The organism is Paenibacillus sp. JT31N7 (assembly GCF_059692095.1).
In genome coordinates, this window is record NZ_JCAUAT010000004.1 from 84,825 (window position 1) to 105,896 (window position 21,072).

At 44.0% G+C, this 21,072-nt stretch carries 19 protein-coding genes; 14 read left to right on the top strand and 5 right to left on the bottom strand.

What is annotated here, in order from left to right:
• Positions 1–51: 51 nt before the first annotated feature.
• The gene (locus AC58P5_RS19040) at positions 52–225 is read right to left on the bottom strand and encodes a hypothetical protein (protein WP_497389262.1); all 174 of its coding nucleotides are present in this window, start codon (positions 223–225) and stop codon (positions 52–54) included.
• 858 nt (positions 226–1,083) lie between these two features.
• On the opposite strand from AC58P5_RS19040, the gene AC58P5_RS19045 reads away from it, so the two are divergent.
• The 3 genes from AC58P5_RS19045 to AC58P5_RS19055 all read left to right on the top strand — a co-directional run bounded on the left by AC58P5_RS19045 (position 1,084) and on the right by AC58P5_RS19055 (position 5,410).
• Positions 1,084–2,823 carry an ABC-F family ATP-binding cassette domain-containing protein gene (locus tag AC58P5_RS19045; RefSeq protein WP_497389264.1) on the top strand — a complete coding sequence of 580 codons (1,740 nt, stop codon included), beginning with the start codon at positions 1,084–1,086 and terminating at the stop codon, positions 2,821–2,823.
• 170 nt (positions 2,824–2,993) lie between these two features.
• Positions 2,994–4,487 carry an SMI1/KNR4 family protein gene (locus tag AC58P5_RS19050; protein ID WP_497389266.1) on the top strand — a complete coding sequence of 498 codons (1,494 nt, stop codon included), beginning with the start codon at positions 2,994–2,996 and terminating at the stop codon, positions 4,485–4,487.
• 89 nt (positions 4,488–4,576) lie between these two features.
• The gene (locus tag AC58P5_RS19055; protein WP_497389268.1) at positions 4,577–5,410 is read left to right on the top strand and encodes a hypothetical protein; all 834 of its coding nucleotides are present in this window, start codon (positions 4,577–4,579) and stop codon (positions 5,408–5,410) included.
• 233 nt (positions 5,411–5,643) lie between these two features.
• On the opposite strand, the gene AC58P5_RS19060 is transcribed toward AC58P5_RS19055, so the two are convergent.
• Positions 5,644–6,012, bottom strand: coding sequence for a DoxX family protein (locus AC58P5_RS19060; RefSeq protein WP_497389270.1), 369 nt, complete (start codon positions 6,010–6,012; stop codon positions 5,644–5,646).
• Positions 6,013–6,225: 213 nt separating this feature from the next.
• Between AC58P5_RS19060 and AC58P5_RS19065 the strand changes: the two genes are divergently transcribed.
• The 11 genes from AC58P5_RS19065 (at position 6,226) to AC58P5_RS19115 (ending at position 17,630) form a co-directional block, all read left to right on the top strand.
• Positions 6,226–6,597, top strand: a complete 372-nt coding sequence (locus AC58P5_RS19065) for a winged helix-turn-helix transcriptional regulator (protein ID WP_497389272.1) — start codon at positions 6,226–6,228, stop codon at positions 6,595–6,597.
• 529 nt (positions 6,598–7,126) lie between these two features.
• A complete protein-coding gene (locus AC58P5_RS19070; protein ID WP_497389274.1) occupies positions 7,127–9,019 on the top strand; it encodes an AraC family transcriptional regulator in 1,893 nt (630 codons plus the stop codon).
• Between the two features lie 295 nt (positions 9,020–9,314).
• A complete protein-coding gene (locus AC58P5_RS19075; protein ID WP_497389276.1) occupies positions 9,315–9,887 on the top strand; it encodes a hypothetical protein in 573 nt (190 codons plus the stop codon).
• A 71-nt stretch (positions 9,888–9,958) separates the two neighbouring features.
• Positions 9,959–10,576 (top strand): hypothetical protein, encoded by a 618-nt coding sequence (locus tag AC58P5_RS19080; protein ID WP_497389278.1) that lies wholly within the window; start codon positions 9,959–9,961, stop codon positions 10,574–10,576.
• Positions 10,577–10,588: 12 nt separating this feature from the next.
• The gene (locus AC58P5_RS19085) at positions 10,589–11,599 is read left to right on the top strand and encodes a leucine-rich repeat domain-containing protein (RefSeq protein WP_497389280.1); all 1,011 of its coding nucleotides are present in this window, start codon (positions 10,589–10,591) and stop codon (positions 11,597–11,599) included.
• 285 nt (positions 11,600–11,884) lie between these two features.
• Positions 11,885–12,160 carry a hypothetical protein gene (locus AC58P5_RS19090; protein WP_497389282.1) on the top strand — a complete coding sequence of 92 codons (276 nt, stop codon included), beginning with the start codon at positions 11,885–11,887 and terminating at the stop codon, positions 12,158–12,160.
• Between the two features lie 172 nt (positions 12,161–12,332).
• Positions 12,333–12,791, top strand: a complete 459-nt coding sequence (locus tag AC58P5_RS19095; RefSeq protein WP_497389284.1) for an SMI1/KNR4 family protein — start codon at positions 12,333–12,335, stop codon at positions 12,789–12,791.
• Positions 12,792–12,852: 61 nt separating this feature from the next.
• Complete coding sequence (locus tag AC58P5_RS19100) at positions 12,853–13,413, top strand: DUF4303 domain-containing protein (protein WP_497389286.1); 561 nt, start codon at positions 12,853–12,855, stop codon at positions 13,411–13,413.
• Positions 13,414–13,791: 378 nt separating this feature from the next.
• Positions 13,792–14,469, top strand: a complete 678-nt coding sequence (locus tag AC58P5_RS19105) for a response regulator transcription factor (RefSeq protein ID WP_497389288.1) — start codon at positions 13,792–13,794, stop codon at positions 14,467–14,469.
• The gene (locus AC58P5_RS19110; RefSeq protein WP_497389290.1) at positions 14,466–15,833 is read left to right on the top strand and encodes a HAMP domain-containing sensor histidine kinase; all 1,368 of its coding nucleotides are present in this window, start codon (positions 14,466–14,468) and stop codon (positions 15,831–15,833) included. The genes AC58P5_RS19105 and AC58P5_RS19110 overlap by 4 nt, the downstream gene beginning before the upstream one ends.
• Before the next feature lie 93 nt (positions 15,834–15,926).
• A complete protein-coding gene (locus AC58P5_RS19115) occupies positions 15,927–17,630 on the top strand; it encodes a S41 family peptidase (protein WP_497389292.1) in 1,704 nt (567 codons plus the stop codon).
• A 334-nt stretch (positions 17,631–17,964) separates the two neighbouring features.
• Here AC58P5_RS19115 and AC58P5_RS19120 read toward each other — a convergent pair whose 3' ends face one another.
• The 3 genes from AC58P5_RS19120 to AC58P5_RS19130 all read right to left on the bottom strand — a co-directional run bounded on the left by AC58P5_RS19120 (position 17,965) and on the right by AC58P5_RS19130 (position 21,002).
• Positions 17,965–19,302, bottom strand: a complete 1,338-nt coding sequence (locus tag AC58P5_RS19120) for an MFS transporter (protein ID WP_497389294.1) — start codon at positions 19,300–19,302, stop codon at positions 17,965–17,967.
• Between the two features lie 29 nt (positions 19,303–19,331).
• Positions 19,332–20,048, bottom strand: coding sequence for a purine-nucleoside phosphorylase (deoD, locus tag AC58P5_RS19125; RefSeq protein ID WP_497389296.1), 717 nt, complete (start codon positions 20,046–20,048; stop codon positions 19,332–19,334).
• A 210-nt stretch (positions 20,049–20,258) separates the two neighbouring features.
• Positions 20,259–21,002, bottom strand: coding sequence for a GntR family transcriptional regulator (locus AC58P5_RS19130; RefSeq protein ID WP_497389298.1), 744 nt, complete (start codon positions 21,000–21,002; stop codon positions 20,259–20,261).
• Positions 21,003–21,072: the final 70 nt, after the last annotated feature.

Sequence of the window (21,072 nt, forward strand, 5' to 3'; positions counted from 1 at the left end):
CAAATTAAAGGAGAACGTCTATCACAGGCGTTCTCCTTCACGTCACGAATGTTAATTCATTGCCTCTATTGCCACTTGCTGCGCATAGGCTTCACCAAGTCCAATGGATTCGTAATATCCCCGCGTAACTGTTTCCATCCCCTTAATCACAGCATCGTGCTGATCCTCTGGGATGAACTCAAGGATGGCCGTCGTAATAGCCTGTTCACGCGCTGCCTCACGCATCTTGATTTCCTCCAGCCCTTAGTGCGTATAGCCACCAGCGCTTCCATTGCTTCAAAGCCATATCCCAAGATAACATTTCTTTTCCCCTCAATATGTTCAAATTAAGTTACTTTTTGAATTTGTAAGTTCCTAAATCATACGGGGGGATGAAAAAATAAACAAACCCGATATTTGGTTGCTGGAGAAGAAGCGCTTAAGAGAAGCAGCACATATTGCGAAAAGAATGATTTCCCGCAATGAATTTGAAGAAGAGTCAATTCTTCTGCTCCTGAATATATTCGGTGAAATGGGAGATCGACAGTCCCTCCAAAACTATTATGAGCATTATACGAAATTGCTGCTCCAAGAACTCGACTTAGCCTTCTGAGGAGTGTCGCCAACTCTATGAACAATATAATTGATTGCCTCCTTGTATATCGAGGGGGTATTTTTGTCGCATTGAAGCCCTTGAGTTTCGCTTGATAGTTGATACGGTGAACCGTATCATCACAAAAGGCGTTTACACGAGCATTCAACAAGGCTTTTCAGCTCACCTCTGCAGCCTGCCAAAAAGCTCGCCGACCTATTCCGTTGGCTATTCGTAAGGAGGTATGCACGCCTTATCATTATTTGATCAAGGAGCGAGATAAGATGAATAAGGTACATTTACAACCGGCAGAGATCAAAGTCGAGTTCATTCCGGCGCTTTATGAGGACAGTTGAGGAGGTAGCATGGAACTTTGACCCCCAAGGGATGGGATACAAATGGATTGAAGTTGATTGTAAACAGTGTTACTCTAACAACGGTAAACTCAAAATCTATGTTTTGCAATACATCTAATAATAGTCACTATTTTAGTTATAAAGAAAGGTAACACTATGATAAAAGTTGATAACTTATCCTTCTCATTTCCGCAAAAAGAACTATATACAAACATTTCATTTACGCTTGAAGAGGCACAACATTGCGCTTTTATAGGAACAAGTGGCAGTGGGAAAAGTACATTGATAGATATACTGATGGATCCAGAAAGATATCTGTTCGAGGGCAAGTTAGAAATAGACCCGACTTGCAAAATTGGGCATGTAAGTCAATTCTCACAACTAGACAAAACTAAAAAAACAACAGTTTTTGAATATATAGGGGAAGAGTTTATTAAGATACAAAATGAAATAACATCGATTTGTACGGAAATGGAAACATCATCGGATATTGAGTCGTTATTAGAAAAGTATCAATTAGCTTTAGACGCATTTGATTCAATCGGTGGGGCTGATTTTGAAAGCAACATTAATAAGAAATTAAATCTAGCCAACCTCATGAAGCTAAAGGATCTTAGGGTATCCGACCTGAGTGGTGGGGAATTCAAACTTATTCAAGTGATGAAGGAAATGCTTAGTAGTCCAGACTTAATGATTATGGACGAACCCGATGTATTTTTAGATTTTGAAAACCTAAATGCGCTTAAAAATCTTATTAATTCTCACAAAGGAATGCTGTTAGTTGTTACGCACAACCGATATCTATTGAATCATTGTTTCAACAAAATTCTACACCTTGAAAACATGGAGATCCAAGAGTTTGATGGGCGGTATATTGAGTATAATTTCTCATTACTTCAGACAAAAATTGAGTTGCAAGAAATCGCAGTCGCTGAACAAGAAGAAATTGAGAGATACGATAACATTATTGATAATCTTAGAGCTATCGCAACGTATAATTCAGAAGCATCTAGAGGGAGAGCGTTAAAAGCTAGAGTTAGGTTTCAAGAAAGATTGGAAGCGCGTAGAATTAAAGCGCCATTTGTTGATATTAAACAACCGAATATTAGTTTCGGTATTGAAAATGAGATTGAAGACACCATTGTTGTAAATGTCAATAATTATAGTGTTGGCTTTGATGAGTTGCTTTTAGACAATGTTAACTTTGAGATAAAATCTACTGATAAAGTAGCCATTATTGGTTCAAACGGTACCGGGAAGACGACTTTACTCCGAGATATCTTTACAAATAATCATGATTCAATTGAAATAAATGCGGATGTTAAAGTGGCTTATTTATCTCAGAATCAAGGTGAAGTGCTAAAGGATTCTAATACAATACTAGAAGAATTCATCGATGCGGGGTTTGAAACGTATGATGAGATTAGATCGTATATTTCAAACTATGGCTTTGAAGGAGAAATCGTTAATCAAAAGATAGAATCTTTATCTGGTGGAGAAAAAAATATGCTTCAATTGGCTAAAGTTTCTGCCAGTAAAGCAAACGTATTGCTTCTTGATGAACCGACAAGCCATTTAGACACCTATACACAGATAGCACTGGAGAAAGCTATTGAAGACTATAAAGGTGCGATTCTCATGATTTCTCATGATTTCTATTCTGTTGTAAATGGGATGGATTATGTTTTAATCATTGACGATAAGACGATTAGAAAAATGAGTATGCGAAAATTTAGAAAGATGATTTATGCGAGTCATTTTGATAGAGACTATTTAGAAGCTGAACAAAATAAAAAATCAGTTGAAATGAAAATAGAATTGGCTTTAAAAGATACTGATTTTGAACTTGCAAAAGTATTGGTTGATGAGCTAGAAGAGCTGATTAAGTTGCTTTAAACTACAACCCCTGGTTTAGTTGTGAATGAAATTTATATAGAGATAAAATTAACCCCTAAGAGGACTCTTAGGGGTTTTTATATGACTTAAAACAACAATATTTACAAATTCATGATACGATATTGCTAAATAACAATACTATTATGACTCTGTAGAATGGGGGCTAATATATGTCATTATTTAATGAAAAAGACGAGTGTTTTTTTATTGAGACATTAAAATCGTATATACCAAACGTTGAGGATTTACTGAATCCAGCAGTTGAGGAATCAGAAATAAACCTTTTTGAGAGCATGATGAACTGCAAATTTCCAGAAGATTTCAGAAAGTTATACATGAATTTTAATGGAGAAGGAGAGCAGATTTTTGGCGTTATGGCTGGGCTTGGTTGGATGAACATTGAATCGATAGTAAGCAACTGGAAGTCCCTTTTGGAATCAGCTTACGATATTATATCCAGCAAGCCAGATGTAATAAAAGATGGGAACTACAGAGAAGGCTGGATTCCTTTTGCTGAAGATGGTGGAGGCTCATATTTGGCAATTGATTTAGACCCCGGAGAAAAGGGGATTTATGGGCAAATTATAACGATAGATCACAATTCTGATTTTTCATATGTTATTGCGGAAAGTTTGGGACATTTCTTTGAATTTATCGATTCGAGCCTCAGAAATAGTAGTATTGGTATTAGTGAAGAAGATGATGTAATCCTATTATCCCGTGAAAGTGGAAGTTTGTTGGATGATATTTTGGCTTTGACTAAAATGGATATCGAAGAGAACAGCCTTATCCCTGTAAGCGGATTTTGGGAAGAGTATTTTAAAGACGATGTTGAGAGTGGTTTTGTATCTTCAGAAACATTGGCAAAAAAGAGAATGGTATTCATTAGAGCCGATCAAGCTAAAAAATACGGAGCAATATCTTTGGATATTTTAACCCATATGGTTAATCTTAAAGAACTTATTATTCATGCGGATGAGATTACTAATTTCGATGTACTTAAACGGTTGCCTTCTTTAGCAGAACTTGTGATAGGATCAGAAGCTTTTAAAGAGTCTGATTTGGAGTACTTAGTTTCTTTAGATGGGTTAAGGCAGGTAACATTAATAGGACTTCCATTAAAAGATATACATAAACTGAAAGATATAAAGAAATTAAAGAGTTTAAGATTATGTAGAATGAACTCAATTGATAGCGGATTAATAGGAACTATCAAAAATTTGAAGGAACTAAGTTTAGAAGAAATGGAGGTTGGCGACCTGCTTTATATTTCAAACCTTAGCAAGTTAATAAAACTAGAGCTCAAACAAGTGACAATACCACATTTATCATTCTTAAAAGGTTTAAAGAATATAACGTTTTTTGAGACGGATAGCTGCGCAATAGATGAATCACATATAGAGGTTATAAGAGAATTGAAGAAATTAAAGCAATTCACTTATCCGGTTGGAGATTTAACAATATTCAAAAATTGTATGAATCTAAAGCAGATTGGAGTAGATGCATCAAGACTTAAAGGGTTGGAGGAAATTTCAGACTGTAATATAGTCGGCTTAACTATATTTCATGCAGCATCCGAGGAAAATGCAAAATCCGTAGTTGCTGAGTTTAAAAAATACTTTAAACTTCAGTCATATGGATGGCAGGTAACATGGAAGAATTAATGGAATTCTCTTTCTTTTTCGACAGTGCGTTTAATAAACTATTTTCCCTAATTGAAAGGGAAGTTGGCGATTAGGAACGGAGGGAAAGCTTGCTTAAGTGGAATAGCAATGTATGGGGAAAGCTGACAGGACCGTACAGTTCTGCAGACAACGTACCTGTGTTATTGCAGCAGCTAATGCAGGAATATAGCCAGGAGGTTTTTGACGAACTCTTTCAGGAGTTTTTGTTCCATCAAAATACGATATATACGGGTACCTACGCGGCGATGCCGTTTTTGGCGCAGCTAGCATGCTCCACATCGGATGCGGAAGTGCGTAAAGAACTGTTTATCAATTGCGGTATCATCGAGGCAAGCCGCGATGGGCGAGATGAGGCGCCATTCCCAGCATCTTGGGCTGAACTAGCTGAGGATGTAGGCAGCTCCGTGTGTACGGAATTGTATCGTGAATATGTAGAGGCAGTTGGCAAGCTCAGGGTGCTTACAAAGGAAGTATTCGCCTATACAGCCCAACATTCCGTAGATGAGATAGAGAAGCGTTACATTCTTGTTGCGGATGCTGCTTATCGGGGCTCATATATCCCTGCCAACATGTTGATGACGTTTAGCAACGGTGATGAGTATGTGGCCGTGTGTCCGGCCTGCGAGGAAGATGTGTACATATGGCCTAATGAAGATCATGCCGGAATTCTTCAAGCCTATGAACATGATCCCGTTTTTCACACTGGCCAGGAATCACAACTAATCGTTCCGGCAGCGTCATTTGCAGATGAAGAAGTACGCGCACTAGCGGACCGGGCGGCAGCGATTGGAGAGCGAACATTGGCTAGGCATCTGCGTTATTTAGCGGGGGAAACCGTATGTCCGTCCTGCCGTGAAAGAATCTCGGTATGGCCGTCTTTACTTAGCACATTTACAATGTAGATTTAGAACAAAATAAAGCGGTCTTGGTCCTGATTTTATAGTTATCACAAAAATTAGTTGAGTAGATGTGGTAGAATATGTAACCATATCCTGAGTGATGGATGGATTGCTTAAATCAATTTTCGAAAAAGATGATAAAACCTGACGCTTTATGGTTAGTTGACGGAGAGGCCGTTATGATAGGGGGCGTAAAATGCGGTTGATTTAAGGTCAATAAGTCCGCATTTATCGAGTTACGACTGCATCCACTTTAAACGGCCAATCGCAACAAATAGGGCAAACGCTAAGAAAATGATGTTCACGACAATTTGCCTATATTCGCCGCGCATAATATGGAATAAGGCACCGAAAAGAACGATTGCAGCAAGTCCGGCCGCGGCAGTCGGCGTCAAAACAGGGACGATTTTAGTGGCTTGAGGCAAAATTAAACCTATTACTCCAAGCAATTCCGCTAAACCAATAAAGAAAACGAGAGCTTTTGGAACATCACTCACCCATGTCCAAGACGCTTTTGCTGCTTCATACTGAAACGCCTTCAACCAACCGGAATAAATAAATCCTAATGCTAATATCCCTTGTACGATCCATAAAACGACATTCATGAATTACGCCAACTCCTTATCACTTTCATCTATTGATATCCCAACCTAACTAACGATAATCCATACGGTTATTTCTTCAGTCGCCTCCTCTTGTGTCTATTGAGCTCTAGGTGCATAATAAGCTATAGAAGTTGCTTTAGGAAGTAGTTACTTAAAATAAACGTAGTATACAAAAAGAAACCTAGGGCGAATAGAGAAGTGGAGGGTATATTCATGTCTACCTTTTGTAAATTCGAGACGGCGTTGGAGATCCTTGTTGGGAAATGGAAGCCGGTTATTCTGCTTCGCCTTTTTTCAAACGGAACCATGAGATTTAGCGAACTTCAAAAAGCGATACCGGATATAACCAAAAAAATGCTGACCCAACAATTACGGGAATTGGAGTATCACGATATTGTTCATCGTGAGATCTATCGCCAAATTCCCCCCAAGGTGGAATACTCCATCACAGAATACGGTAGAGGTATGGCAACCATTTTGCAGGCGCTAAACGATTGGGGAGTAGCTCATGTCGAGCATTTAAATGAGTTATACGGTACGAATCATTCAGTGGAAACGCACAGAAATGATGCAGTGGATAAATAGATTACGCTAACGAGGAACGATAGTTGAATCATCGATATAAAGCCGCCGATTACTACGGTGGCTTTCTGTGTATATTTTATGAAAGTGGATTGATTGAATTGAGCTTTGTTTCATTTAATGAGCAAAACAGTTGAAAATGCTGTGCCCCATCCGCGATTCGGTCCACACCATGTTAAAGAATGGTTTTTGCTGATTGGATTTAGAATTAAGTATTACGCTAATGATTACGATAGTTGAGAGAGCAAAGAAAGGGCCATCACGATTCATTAATAGACGCTTGACTTCCACACATATGTTTGCGGGACAAGCGTCTTTTGTTTTTGAACCAGACTACGGCAAAACAGCCGTATGCCTCGCTATTCGCATCCTTGTCTTCATTCGGCAACACCTTGTTGACAGCGCCAGCCGTATTCGTTATTGTGTTTAGAAACATGATTCAATTGAGAATGATTATCTTTTAGATAATTTAGAGGGAGCTTGCGAATCAGCTATGGACGTTCCGAGACTTATACAAATATGGAATCAGGTGATGGTGCGCGTGCTGGACGTGCGGCTAAAGCAGGCCGGAATCGACGACGATTTGAATCAATACCGATTGCCGGCCAGCGCGTTTTTATTCGCTTTCCAAGGACAAGGTGAGTTGTGGGTTAACGATGAGGTGTGGCTGTGCGACCGTTTTTATGTACTGCACGCCGGCAAAGGCTCTCAGGTGACGGTTCGGAGCCAAGGAGCGCTGAACGTATATATCGTACTCTACAAAGCGTCTCTCCCCGCTTCGGCCTCGCGCGAATTTCATATGATGATGCAGGAACCCGGCCCGTTTCTGGAAAGCTGGGGGTTCTCGCCTGGCGAGCCGCTGGGCATGCTCGAGCTGCTGCAAACGATACACGACGGTTGGCTTAAATCTGACGACGGATTGACCCGACTATCGGCCAAGGGAGATTTTATCCGCTTCGTCCATGCTGTTCTGAGGGAGCGCCTGTTCGGAGCCGGCGAGCTATCCTTATCGGAGCAAGTTATTCGGTATTTGTCCAGGAATTACCGCCAGCCGATCTCGTTTGAGGAGCTTGCGCGGCAATTGAATTATAGCCAACAATACATTTCGAGAAAATGTAAAGAACAGACGGGGCTCAGTCCGCTGGACTACGTCATTCGTTTCCGAATGGAAAATGCGAAGGCTCTGTTGGCCGGCACAATGGCAACGCAACAGGAAATAGCATCGCATGTCGGTTATCCCGATCTCATTTATTTCAGCCGTATGTTCAAAAAGTATACCGGCATGACGCCGGGTCAATATCGTAAAAGATACGGCCAGTCCGTTTCAGATTATGCAAGAAATACGTCACAATCGTCCGTTGTTCCAAGCCGATCATTGCGCTATCCTTTTCATGTAAGTGATATTGATTATCAATCTCAACAGAATGGGGCGAATAAAATGATTAGAGCAAACAGAAGTTTTTATGCAGTGATGCTGTTATGCTTAACCGTGATGTTAACGGCTTGCGGTGGGCCGGCGAACAACGGGGGCGCAACGCACAGCCAAGTTGCCGTCAGCGCTTCTCCAACCGCGATCCCACAAGAGTCAGAGGCTTCGACATCTTCGAAGACCAAGATCGTCACGACTGCTTTTGGCGATGTCGAGGTTCCTGCACATCCTCGGCGCGTAGCGGCAATTTCTTATCTCGGCACCGTACTTGCGCTGGATGTCCAGCCGATCGCATCCGAATCGTTCTTGATGTCGAGTCCATATCTCGAGGGAATGCTGAACGTCGTGACGGATGTAGGCGACTCGTTCGAGAAGCTGCTGGAGATGAATCCGGATTTAATCATAACGCATAATCCACGGCCTGAGATAGTCGAAAAATATCAGAAGATCGCACCTACGGTATCTGTTCCTTACAATCAGTTTGCATCCATTCAGGAAGAAATGCTGTATTTCGGCGACTTGCTGGATAGACGCGAGGAAGCGGAGAGATGGAACGAACAATTCGAGAAGGAAATTGCAGACATTCGGAAGAAAGTCCAACAAGCCGTTCCCGAAGGAGAGACGCTTTCGATTATGCAAGAGTACGATAAAAACGTGAGCCTTTTTGGTCCGAAGTCGGGGCGGGGCGGCCGGCTGATGTATGAAATAATGGGGCTGAAGCCGCCGACGGCGGTTCCCGGATATATGCTGAAGGAATCCTACCACAAATTTTCCCTGGAGAAACTTCCGGAGTACATGGGTGATTATTTGATTCTGACGACGGAAGCCAGCTTGGAATCGCTGCAGGCTGATCCGATCTGGGGGTCGCTAGAGCCGATTCGCAATAATCGGGTATTTTTATGGACGGAGAACCAATCCTGGTACCGCGACCCGATCGCCGTGAAAAGACAAATCAAGGAATTGACCGACTGGATCATCGAAACAGCGAGTCGATAACTGCCCAAAGTAGGGTTGATCGAACAACGGGAATATCACTATTCCATCAACAATCCGCAGATTCGTTCTAGTTGACCGTTCGGTTGAAGCGCGCAGGGAAAGAGCTGGAGATTGTGCTGAACGGACAAGGCTATATCTCTACCCCGGCAAAGGTCATTTCCAAAATTCGGGTGAAAATAGGTAGACTCAGGACAAACGATCACTATAATGGAAATAAGAGACATACATAGAACCAATCTATAGGATATAAATAAGAATCACGCTGAGTAAGAAAGCGATTAGAGGAGGCCATCACGTGGGAAGATCATTCGCAAATTTGCATATCAAGTCGGAAAACCTTGAGAAGACTGTCAAAGCATTAAGAGAGCTGAGCGAAGCGCATGGCAATGTATTAGGCAAGTCAAATAATGAGGCTCAAGAGATCAAAGATGTCATGTACGTAAGCAAAAGCAACGAGAACTGGATCAGCGTGCTCCACGACTATTTTGTATGGGGTACGGTGAAGGAGATCGGCAAAACGTTATCCCGGCTTATCGATGAGCCAGTGATGACCGCTTCATATATGAATGAGGAAATATTCGAGTTGTCGTTTTTCGAGAATGGAGACATTGGGGCCGAAAGAATTTTTTGTGAGCAGTGGACGAGGGATGAATATGAACAACTCAAAGAAGAGCGTCTTAATGATGACTACTTGCGGAAAGCGTTGGATATCCGTAATGAGGATTTTGACGACTTGATTAGCATGACCAGTCCGGCACAAGCCGTAGATAAGCTGTCGGAACTCGTAAGAATGTCTTTATGGAGTGATTCGGAATGGATACCGCACGAAGAAACTCTCAGAAAACGATTTGAGAAATATGAATTTTGAAAATACATGAGCGGTATAGGCACGCTTCCTTGCTTTAGATCGAGATGATGAAGAGGGGTGGTGAACCGGAAATGGACAAATTAAAGAACAGCGGATTTTATAAACTTAAATTCTTCATAAGGCCGGAAGAGTTTAAAAGCGTTTTGAAGCTTTTTGAACATAAGCAAGCGCAATTTCATCTAACCAATTATGCCAGGGCAGAGCATGATCAGAATCAGGTGTATGAGGCGTATCAGACATTTTATCAGTATTTTACGGCAGAGGAAAAAAGGAATGATTATCACCCCTTCTTTGTTTATTCCATTTCTGTTACGTCTGATAAGGAAAGCTCCGGATTTTTTGCGAGAAATGAAGGTGTCCATTTTCCATATGGCGGACAATGGGCAGAGGATGAACTGCCGTGTATCTTGCTTTCATTTCCTAAAGGCTTTCAAATTGATTTGGAAGATGAAAAAGGGAAGTATTATATCTATGAGGATATCCGGGACCATAAGCCGTTAACCTATACGTTTTTCGATGAAATAACGGGCTTTATTAAAAAAATGACAAAGCCACTTCGCTTCTCGGCGCATGACGCAGATGCTATGAGGGAGCAAAAGCCTTCTGTGCGTATAAGCCATGATGCAATTCACGATTTGAGCAAATCGTGGATTTTCAGTAAATACGGACTTGTGATCCATGGCAAATAGGAGGGTTTACGAATGCGTAAAATATGGAAAAGAAGGATTCTGATCAATAATCCTGTTGCGCTGGACCGGATTCAGATCGAGCAGGACTTGCGCGGCGGCAACCAAGTCATTGTCCAGTTCTCTCACCCGGAGTTTTATGGCTCCATATTGGAAGAAGTGGACGAGCTTTGCGCGCGCTGGGATGAGGATTTCGGAGTCCGTTTCTACGCCCACTATTCCCTGTCTTTTGATTGTCATACTCTCTTGCGGATTCCCCATGTCAAAATGCTGCACCTCGATAGTCTCATCCAGGCACATAACACCGAAGCATTGGCCAAGCTGGATAACCTGCGCAGTTTGAGTTTAGATATATACGAGCTGGAGAATTCGGAAATTCTGGGGATGGATACGCTGCGCTCTCTAAAAATTTTAAACGTTATCTCGGATAAAAAGATCCTCAACCTGCAATATTTTAAAGAGTTCTCTTATCTGGAAGAGTTGCATGTAGGGGGCAAGGTTAAAAACCTGGATGCTATAGGTTATCTGGAGGACTTGAATTATCTCGCGCTGCATTCGATCAGCAAACTGCCGTTACATTTTATTAACCGGCTGAGGAAGCTGAAGCACCTTCGCATTTTGCTTGGAGGCCGAGAGCATATTCAGGAAATTGAAGAGAATACAATCGAGAACCTTGAGATCAGTAGAGTGCGCGGCTTTCATGACCTGACCAATATTACGGCCTTTCAAGCGCTGAAGAGACTTGTTATTGAGGATCAAATCAAGCTGCAAGAAATCAGCTTTGACCGGGAAATGAAGGCACTGGAGGAGCTATCTATCAGGAATTGTAAAGGCTTGACTCGTTTGACGGGAATGGAGCAACTGCCTTTGCTGCACAAGCTTCGCATTTTAAAAACGGCAATCGATTTTGATTCCTTTATCAATCAGAAACTTCCAAGTTCTTTATCTTCCGTGGAGTTTGCAACTTTCAAAAGTAGAGCAGACCAGGAAATACAACAATCTTTATTAAAAATGGGTTTTCAATAAAAGGGAGTAGTCTTGGCGACCACTTCGTTTTTCCAGAATCCCTCTACCCCTCCGCCTCGTCTGCCTGTGAAGTTAACCCTGATTTTAAGTTTGAGCCACTAATAGTTACATAAATAGTTAATCACACAACCAGGCCGCCGATTAATTCGACGGCCTTCAGGCATATTCCGATAACTTGATTGTAGCCCTGGGGTTAGCCGTCAATAAAATCGGACTATCGTACGGCAGAAGACCGGTTGACTCGAACATATGTATAATTAAGGAAAATGGAGGAATGCCGAAATAATGTTTGCGTTAAAGTTTATCTGTACCTGGGTATTGCTCGTTGCATCATGTTCGGCGGTATGGTGGAGCTTCAAAACAGAAAAGCTTATAACCGTTTCTTGGCTGGCATTTCTACTACCCGCCGTTTTCCAGCTCGCGGCCGCTTTCCGGATCGGCCCCGGCAAAGCGAAGTCGCTGATCGTGTTCGGCTGCATAAATCTTCTGCTCACTGCCCTGGTGGGTGTGGCTGTCTGGTATCTAGTCCAATTGGCTAATGCCTATAAAAGAGGCAAATGATCGAAGCATTTTATACCAATTGTGGTAAACTACTATTCAGATTGGCATTTTGCTGCTTCAATCCAAAGCGGAGTGCAGATCTAGGAAAAGTGCTGCCATATCATTTGTAGAAGCAAGAGAGACATCCAAAACTTACAATAAACCATATGTATAGGGAGAGGGGATCGAACTCATGTATGAGCGTTTGGCAGAAAAACTAAAAACGACTTCCGCTTTAAAATGGTTTCCTGGTCATGGTGCGGAAGAGAGCTGGATAGCGGAAGCCGAAGAGGAATTAGGATTCCGCCTGCCCCCATCTTATCGCTGGTGGCTGGTTCATTACGGTAATGCCCGGTTGAGTGGCGGGGATATTCTAGCGATCACTGCTCCGGAACACAGAGAGTATTACGACGGCGACCTTCTTTATATACACAGACTGAATAAAGCCGAGGATTGGTGGGTAAGCCGGTTTCCCCACAGACTGGACTTGTTCGTACCGGATAGCGACGAGCTTTATTTTTTTGATACGTCTGCTAGAGATAATCAGGGAGAATTTCCGGTCATGTGTTATGATCTCATGAATGATTTGATCGACGAGTATGCTTCAACGTTTGCGGAATTTCTGGAACGGCTGATTGACGAGCGTTCTTAAATAAGAATAAATGATGAAGACGGCCTGAGCTGATCGACTAACGGAAAGGAGGGCCATTGTCATGAAGCCGATGCAAGAAATAGAGACGCTGGCGATAGAGATCGCCGATGCGGCCAGAACATCTTTTCGCGCTCTTTTTGAAAATGGCGAACGTTATTATTACTGTACGCTATATACTACTGGCGAGGGACATACGCCAAGCATCTCCGCCTGGTCGCGGGAAGCTTTGGAGAGGGAATCGGCCAGGCAAGGAGACGAAAGTGACACACCGGGATCGACGATTGCGGAACTCATCAAATGGTCCTATGCCGATTCGCCCTATTGTTGTTTCGGGGATGAGAACTTCGATCACGTTAAACAACGATTTATCGAGCGTCCTTTCATTGCGGATCTTGAGAATGACGAAGGGAATCGCGAGTTTGATTTGAGGCTGAAGGCCATGGAGCTGGCGATGAAAATGCTCGATGATGAAGGCTTGTTTGCCTTGAATCAACCGCGAGAGTCCGTATGCGTCCTTGTCGAAGTCATGCCGCCGGATGAGATCAATACCGAAATCGCCCTACGTTTGAATCGGGCGGAATCTCCGGCTATGCAAGTATGGTTGGCGGAAGCGGCGGAGTAGAAACATCCGCTTTCGGGAACTCTGACCGTCTACTATGTTCCGAATTAATAAGATGGTCGAGATTAAGCAGGGTGTAAGCCTTGAGGCCTGTAGGGGTGTTGGAGGAAGGTGCTATAGAGATATGATTATCCCCTAGAGGAGGATTATGGAAGTGGAAAGTACGGTATTTATCAATGCTTATGTAAATGAGTCGATAGTGAATTTGACAATCAGTATACAGAATACACAAGTGATTAAGGATTAATTTTGTGAGTTTACTCCACAAAGAAGGGCACCGTGTAACAGCATATTTACGCTTCGAGCCTTACGGCCCTTGGTCTGACAGATTTGATAATACGGAGATCGACATTGTGAATTTTCTAAGGGGACCAACAGGAAATGACCAAAATTCTTGTCGCAGACGACGACGCCCATATTCGCAAGCTCATCACCTTGTATTTGCGGAACGAAGGGTTTGACACTGTCGAGGCGGCAGACGGTATCGAGGCGCTCTCCATCATGGAGAATTCGACTGCCGATATCGTTATTCTCGATATTATGATGCCGCATATGGACGGATGGGAATTGTGCAGGGAGATTCGTCGCCTCTATCCGGAGATTCCACTGCTTATGGTAACAGCCAAAGGAGAACCGGGGCAAAAGGTGAAAGGCTTCCAGCTCGGCACGGATGATTATGTGACCAAGCCTTTCGATCCCTTGGAGCTTGTGATGAGAGTCAAAGCGCTGCTAAAGCGTTATCGGATCGTTGCCTCCCAGATCGTTCAATTAGGCGGAATCGTGTTGGACCGGCGGGCCTTCAAAGTGATCCGAGAAGGCGAAGAGCTCATTTTGCCGTTAAAAGAGTTTGAGCTTCTGTTCAAACTGGCCTGTCACCCTGGACAAATATTAACCAGAGAACAGCTAATCGTGCAAATTTGGGGGATGGATTACAAAGGCGACGACCGAACCATCGATGTCCATATTAAGAGAATTAGGGAACGTTTCGCCGAGGATGCCGGGCATTTCCGCATCGAGACGGTCCGCAGTCTCGGATACCGGCTAGAGGTGAAGAAATGACAAGATCTCTATACGTCCGCGTCGTGCTAACGTTTTTGACTGCCATGGGAATAGGCCTGCTTGTCTCCGTTCTGGCTGGGCTCGCCCTGTTCGAGGAAAAAATAGACCGAATCGGGCAGAACGATTTGGCGGCCGCGGGCGAGGAGATCATTCGCGTCTACGAACAGACGAGGCCGGCAAATTTGGATGAGTTCATGGAAAGCATGGTGAAGCTGACCGCCTACTCCGTTCAACTATACGCCGGCTCTGGAGCCATGAAGTCCTTCAAGTACGACTCTGGCACGGACGATCTTGCGATTTCGCAGGAATCCATTCGGAAAGTAAGGGAAGGCGAGATATACCGATCTTCCTCCAAGGATAAGATGACGTTCATCGGGCTGCCTTTCCAAATCGGCGGTGAGCGTCAAGCTTTATTTTTGCTGCCCTCATCCAAAAACGAATCGACCCTCATTCACTTGATGCTAACCATCCTTTTGTTTGTTCTGGTTACGGGAAGCATCTGCATTCTCATAGCCGCGATCTATGTTGTAAAACCGATCAAGACGCTTACTGCCGCGACTAAACGACTTGCGAAGGGCGATTTCGATGTGGAACTGGGAGTGAAGCGCAAGGACGAGCTGGGAAATTTGGCTCGGAGCTTTAACGAGATGGCGGTTGATCTTAAGCAGTTGGAGCGGATGCGCCAGGACTTTGTCTCGAATGTGTCGCACGAGATTCAGTCTCCGTTAACGTCTATATCCGGTTTTGCGAAAGCGCTGAAGGACATGAATGCAATTGCCGAAGACGAGCGCATTCAGTATCTGGATATCATCTTGGCGGAAAGCGGCCGATTATCCAGGCTCAGCGATAATTTACTCAAGCTCGCATCCCTCGATTCCAATCACCATCCATTGGAGTACGCCACGTTTAATCTTGACGAACAAATCAGGCAGGTTATCGTGAACTGTGAACCTCTATGGTCAGAGAAAAACATGGATATTGATCTGGATCTGCCTCAGGCTGCTGTAATAACGGCCGATAAGGATCAACTCAATCAAGTATGGACGAACCTGCTCGGCAACAGCATCAAGTTTACGCCGGAAGGCGGACTCATTCATTTTCAATTAAGGACTCGCATGGACGGATATACCGTGACTTTATCCGATTCCGGGATCGGTATTGCACCTGAACAACTGGCCCGCGTTTTCGAGCGTTTTTACAAGACGGACCTGTCCCGGAATCGCAGCGGCGGCAACGGCCTTGGACTCGCTATCGTCAAAAAAATTGTCGCTCTTCACCAAGGCGATGTTTATATGGAAAGCAGAGTCGGACAAGGCACGAAAGTCGTCGTTCATCTGCTTGCCGTTCCGCCTGACAAAGCGTAAACCGGTTCACGCTCCGTTCATATTTCTCCCATACTCTTCTCAATATATCGCAGCGGCGGCTGCTAGGAGAAAATGAATGGGAGGAGACGGAAAATGAGCGTTATCGGTACGATTGATTCGGTAAAATGGCTGACGGTTTATGAGTTGATCATGTGCATCATCAATTTATTCGTATTGACGGTTTACGCGGTGCCTATCAAGAAGTATTACAGATGGTTTGATTTTTTACCCAGTGCGGGTGTACTCGCAGCCATTGCAAGTGTCCTGTCCGGGGACATGACCCTTCTGGCTCTGATCATCGAGTCGCTGACGCTGCTCGTGTTTGTATGCACAATTAGGAGACTGTTAAAGCCTAAAGCCTGGACGGCTCCGAAGAAGAAAGCATTCAGGATCGTTAGGAGCGTAATCTGCGTATGTGGGGTTGCTCCCATTGTGTTTGCGTTAGCAAACGCGGGAGTATTGCGGTACAACCCGGTTAGCGATTTTAGCGGCATGAGCTACTCCAAGGCGTTCGTCGCCATGAATGAAAGATTGTCGCGGGAATATCCGTTCGGGGAATGGAAGAAAATCGACTGGAATGAGCGCCGAAGCAAGTACGAGCCAATCTTCAAAGGGGCCGAGAAAGACAAAAACTTCGATTTGTATTATAAAACGCTAAGAGAATACCTGTTTTCTCTGCGGGACGGACATATCAAAATCGTTAACGATAATGTGTACGATGGGAATACGGTATTTAAAAAGGAAGTTGGCGGCGGCTTTGGACTAAGCACCTTTCAATTGGATAACGGCAAAGTTCTCGTAAGTCTGGTTTTGGAGAACAGCCCCGCAGCCAAGAGCGGAATGAAGCTAGGCGCGGAAATCGTCGCCTGGGACGGAAAAACGGGGAGGGAAGCCTTCGGCCACACGACATGGAGTGAGAACAACATGGCTACGGATGAGGTGAAGAGGTTCAATCAGGGACGATTTATGGTGCGTGCGCCCATCGGCAAAGAAGTACAAGTCGAATTTCGCAATTGGGGGGAGTCCGAGCCTATCCGAACAAAGCTGACGGCTTATGACGATCAATTCGAGACGTTGAAGAGGACGAAAACCAAACTCACCCAAGCCGATCTGGATGCTTCCCCCATTGAAGGGAACATTCTTGGAAATGGCTATGGATATGTGAAAATCAAGCATTTTCTCCCCAATTCAAACGTCACCTCACCTGAAAAAAGCCTGGCGGACCTATTGAAAATGTTCCAGGATAAGCACGTAAAAGGCTTGATCATCGATCTGCGGGACAATCCCGGCGGGGACGATCAGCTTGCCGCCAATCTGGCCGGTTTCTTCGTCAAGGAGATGAAACACTACGAATATGCCAGTTATTATAACAGATACACGGGAGAGTTTGAACTGAACCGGAATGAAGTCGTCAAGGTCGAGCCTGCAGAGCCCTATTTCGACGGGACAGTGGCCATCTTGGTCAACGGCAGAACCGGAAGCTCGGGAGAAGGAATGCCTCTTGTTCTAAAAGGCATGCCCAATGTCAAAATCATAGGGTTCACCTCAACGGCCGGTTCGTTCGGACTCATGAGCAGCCCGATTGAGATCAAGATGCCGGAAGGCTACGTCATCCAGTTCCCTGATGGAAGGTCGCTCAATCAGAACAAGAAGGTCCAGGGAGACGCGGACCAAACCGGAGTGGGGGGCGCGGTTCCCGATATCAAGATTCCCCTAAATGAAGAAACGTTCAAAGCAAGCATGATGGACGGGCAAGACGTCGAGTTGAAATATGCGATCGAAGCGATGGAGAAATAGGGTGAAACCGCGAAAGTCAGGCGAGAGGTCGCTGGAAGCGCCGAAAGCGATACGTAAAGAAGCCCCTATTGGAACATGTTCAGGTACCAGAGACTGACTATAGATCTATTAGGAGAGCTATTTTTGACTTAGATGAATTTGAACGAGTTACGTCGCAAGAATTATGGTAAGTCTTATCGTGAAAAAGAGGTGAGTTCAAAGGCTATGACCTCGTCATAGCCTTTCATAGTTCCTTCAAGGAGAACGACTTCAAGAGCGCAGGAGATATTTAAAACGCCCAAAACACTTCCTCTTTGGAAGTGTTTTGGGCGTTTTAAGCTAAGGGTATCTTTACTTATTTGGACTCAGTGAGTCGGCCTACAAGCAGCCCGTACATCAATAGAGCGAACAAGGTAATTCCAGCAAGGATCCACAATACCGTTCCAAAAGATACGACTTCCATTAGAGACGCGGTATAGGTGATGCCTATAGAAACGGCCACATTCAACACCAAGTTGTAGAATCCAATGGCCGTTCCTGACCTTTCTACAGGAATGGAGCGTATACATGAATCAAGCATAGGTGCGTACATGAATGCGAATGACCCCGAGAACAGCAGCATGGAGAGAACATATACAATAACCGAGCCTCCAATAAGGCCGGGCAAAGCCAGGCTGCATACGATAATGACCATAGCAATGGAAACCGCCTGCTTATTGGTCAATACTTTTGCTATTTTTCCGGACAGAGATCCGACCAGTATTGCCGTTACATAACCGGGTATCAGCAGCAGCGAGATGGTATCGAGCTGAAGATTATACATTTTCTGAAGCAGGAAGGGGAAAATAAAGATGTAGCCCAGTTGAACGGAATAAATCACAAAGGCGATGGCAAGAACGGCTGCAAACCGTTTATTTTGGAAGAAGGAAATCCCGATGAACGACTTCTTACTCTTGGTGATATAGCCAAGAAATAGTCCTGCTGCGGCTGCGAAGATCACAATAAAAATCCAGTTGAAATCCGTTAAATACATCATGACTGAAGTAGCAATGGCGGATATTAGAAGCAGACCGATAAAATCAACATGACTCTTCCGGGATTGTTCCTTCGGCAAATATTTAAGAATGAAGGGAAGCAGGATTAAAGACAGCAGCGGGATTAAGAATAACGTGGACCAATTTAAATAGGTAGACACGTAACCCCCCGTAATGGAACCGATAACAAGAGAAAGCGAATAGCTGCTTGTGCTGAGTCCCAGGAACTTCTTCTGCTCCTCTTTGGGCAGGTGTTTCGTTACATAGATCACATATAAAGTTTCAGCCGCGGCCAGGCCTGCGGTCTGGATCATACGAGCAATAATAACGAGCAGATAAGAGTGCTGAAAAATAAAACCGATAACAGAACCGATGCAGATTAAGATAATCCCTGCACTCAGCAGCTTTCTGATACTGATCGTGTCGGCCAAAGAGGCATAGATGACAGCGCCGATTCCAATCACAAGTCCCGCCAATGAGGCTTGCCAGCTAACCGCGGCTGCCGAGATTCCCAGATCATCGGCTATAGCTACCGAAACCAGCTTGAATGAGTTATCGACGATCAAGGCAAAAACGAAAAAGAGCAAAATGACAGGCACGGCCCTTTTCGCCTGAAAGGATGGGGTAGTTTGCGGTGTTTGTTCAGTTATTGCAGCCATTAGCCACATTCCTTTCTTGGATGGAATGATTAAGCAAGTTCCAGTGCAATTTCCATCATTTTAGTGAAGGCTGTCTGTCTTTCTTCAGGCGTCGTGGATTCATGTCTGAAAATATGATCGCTGATCGTCAAGATGCATAGTGCGTTAACGCCCGCATGAGCTGCGTTCATATATAGGCCGGCAGATTCCATCTCGGCGCATAGAATGCCCATTTCACTCCATTTCTTCAGCGCCGTTGGATCCGCATTATAGAAGATGTCACTGGAGAGCACATTGCCTACATGAACCTTCTGCCCCTGCGCATCCGCTATTTTCTTGGCTTTTTCCAAAAGCTCGAATGATGCCGTAATCGAATAGTGACCCGGGAGATTGTACTGGTGTCCATAATTGGAATCGGTTGCAGAACCCATTGCGAAAACGATATCATACAGGTTCAAATGATCTTGAATCGCCCCTGCGGAACCAATTCGAATGAGATTCTTAACACCGAATACATGAATCAGCTCCCATGAATACAGACTCATGCTTGGAGTTCCCATTCCGGTTCCCATCACGGATATTTTTCTACCCTTGAAAGTTCCCGTGTAGCCCAGCATACCGCGGACTTCATTGAACTGGACGACATTATCCAAAAAGTTCTCAGCAATAAACTTCGCTCTTAAGGGATCGCCCGGCAATAGAATCGTCTCGGCGATCTCTGCTCCTCCAGGTTGAATATGCGGCGTTTCTTTAGGGGATGTACTCATATTAAATCTCCTTTTCTTTACAAAATGATATAGTTGTATAATAAGTTGTCTAATTGGTATACGGATAAAGTACCACACATCTCATTCCTTTATCAACTTATTTTTTCTGGGTAAATTTCTCATATTGTATCCCTTTAGGCGATCTCCTATGCAAAAGGGCAGTGGTCACTCCTTAATGGAGAAACCACTGCCCTGCAATTATAATACGTCCTATTTTTTCGAAGCGTTGATCACAATCCGGCTAAATTCTTTAGGAATATAATATTTATTGTATACAATAGGATACTGTTCATTTACATATAGACTTTCCAGCAGCAAGTCACACCCCTCGCCGGCATCAAGTTCGAATTTTTGAGAGGAGGTATTCATCACCGTAGAATGTTTGACCTCCACCGTTGCAGAGTTAGCCAACTCATATACCTTATTCTCAAGCATGTCCAACAGCTGCTCTTCATTTTGGAGGTCCAGGTTCAATTCTGTTACGGCTTCAATTGCCATAAAGGTAAATCCGAAAGCCACCGCCTGTCCTTTACTCATATACCAACGCTCAACGGCTACCACAGCCGTGGCTTTCCTTTTCAGGACCTCTTTGGTGTAGTCACTCTCCAAGTCCAGTCTGAACTGGATGTCGACATGGTCAATGGCCTCTGTATGGCACTTATAAATAGGATTTCCGATTTTATCCAGCCCGTCATTTCTCTGCACCATTCGAGATTGGGTAACAAAGTTTCCTTTACCATGAATACTCTTTACCAGCCCGTCATCCTGCAATAGAGCTAATGCTTGTCTTAACGTCATTCTGCTTACGTCGAACATTTTGGCAAGTTCAGGTTCGGTAGGCAATTGACTATTGGAGGGGAACACACCACTCATGATTTTATTGAAAAGTTCATTGTATACGGTAAGGTATAGCGGTTGTTTTGCTTTGGCTGGAGGTTCCGGCTTTATTTCCATCGGTCCACACACCTATTCTCTAAATTCATCCGTTAGAGCCTATTATATCACACCTGTAATCGTTGAATTT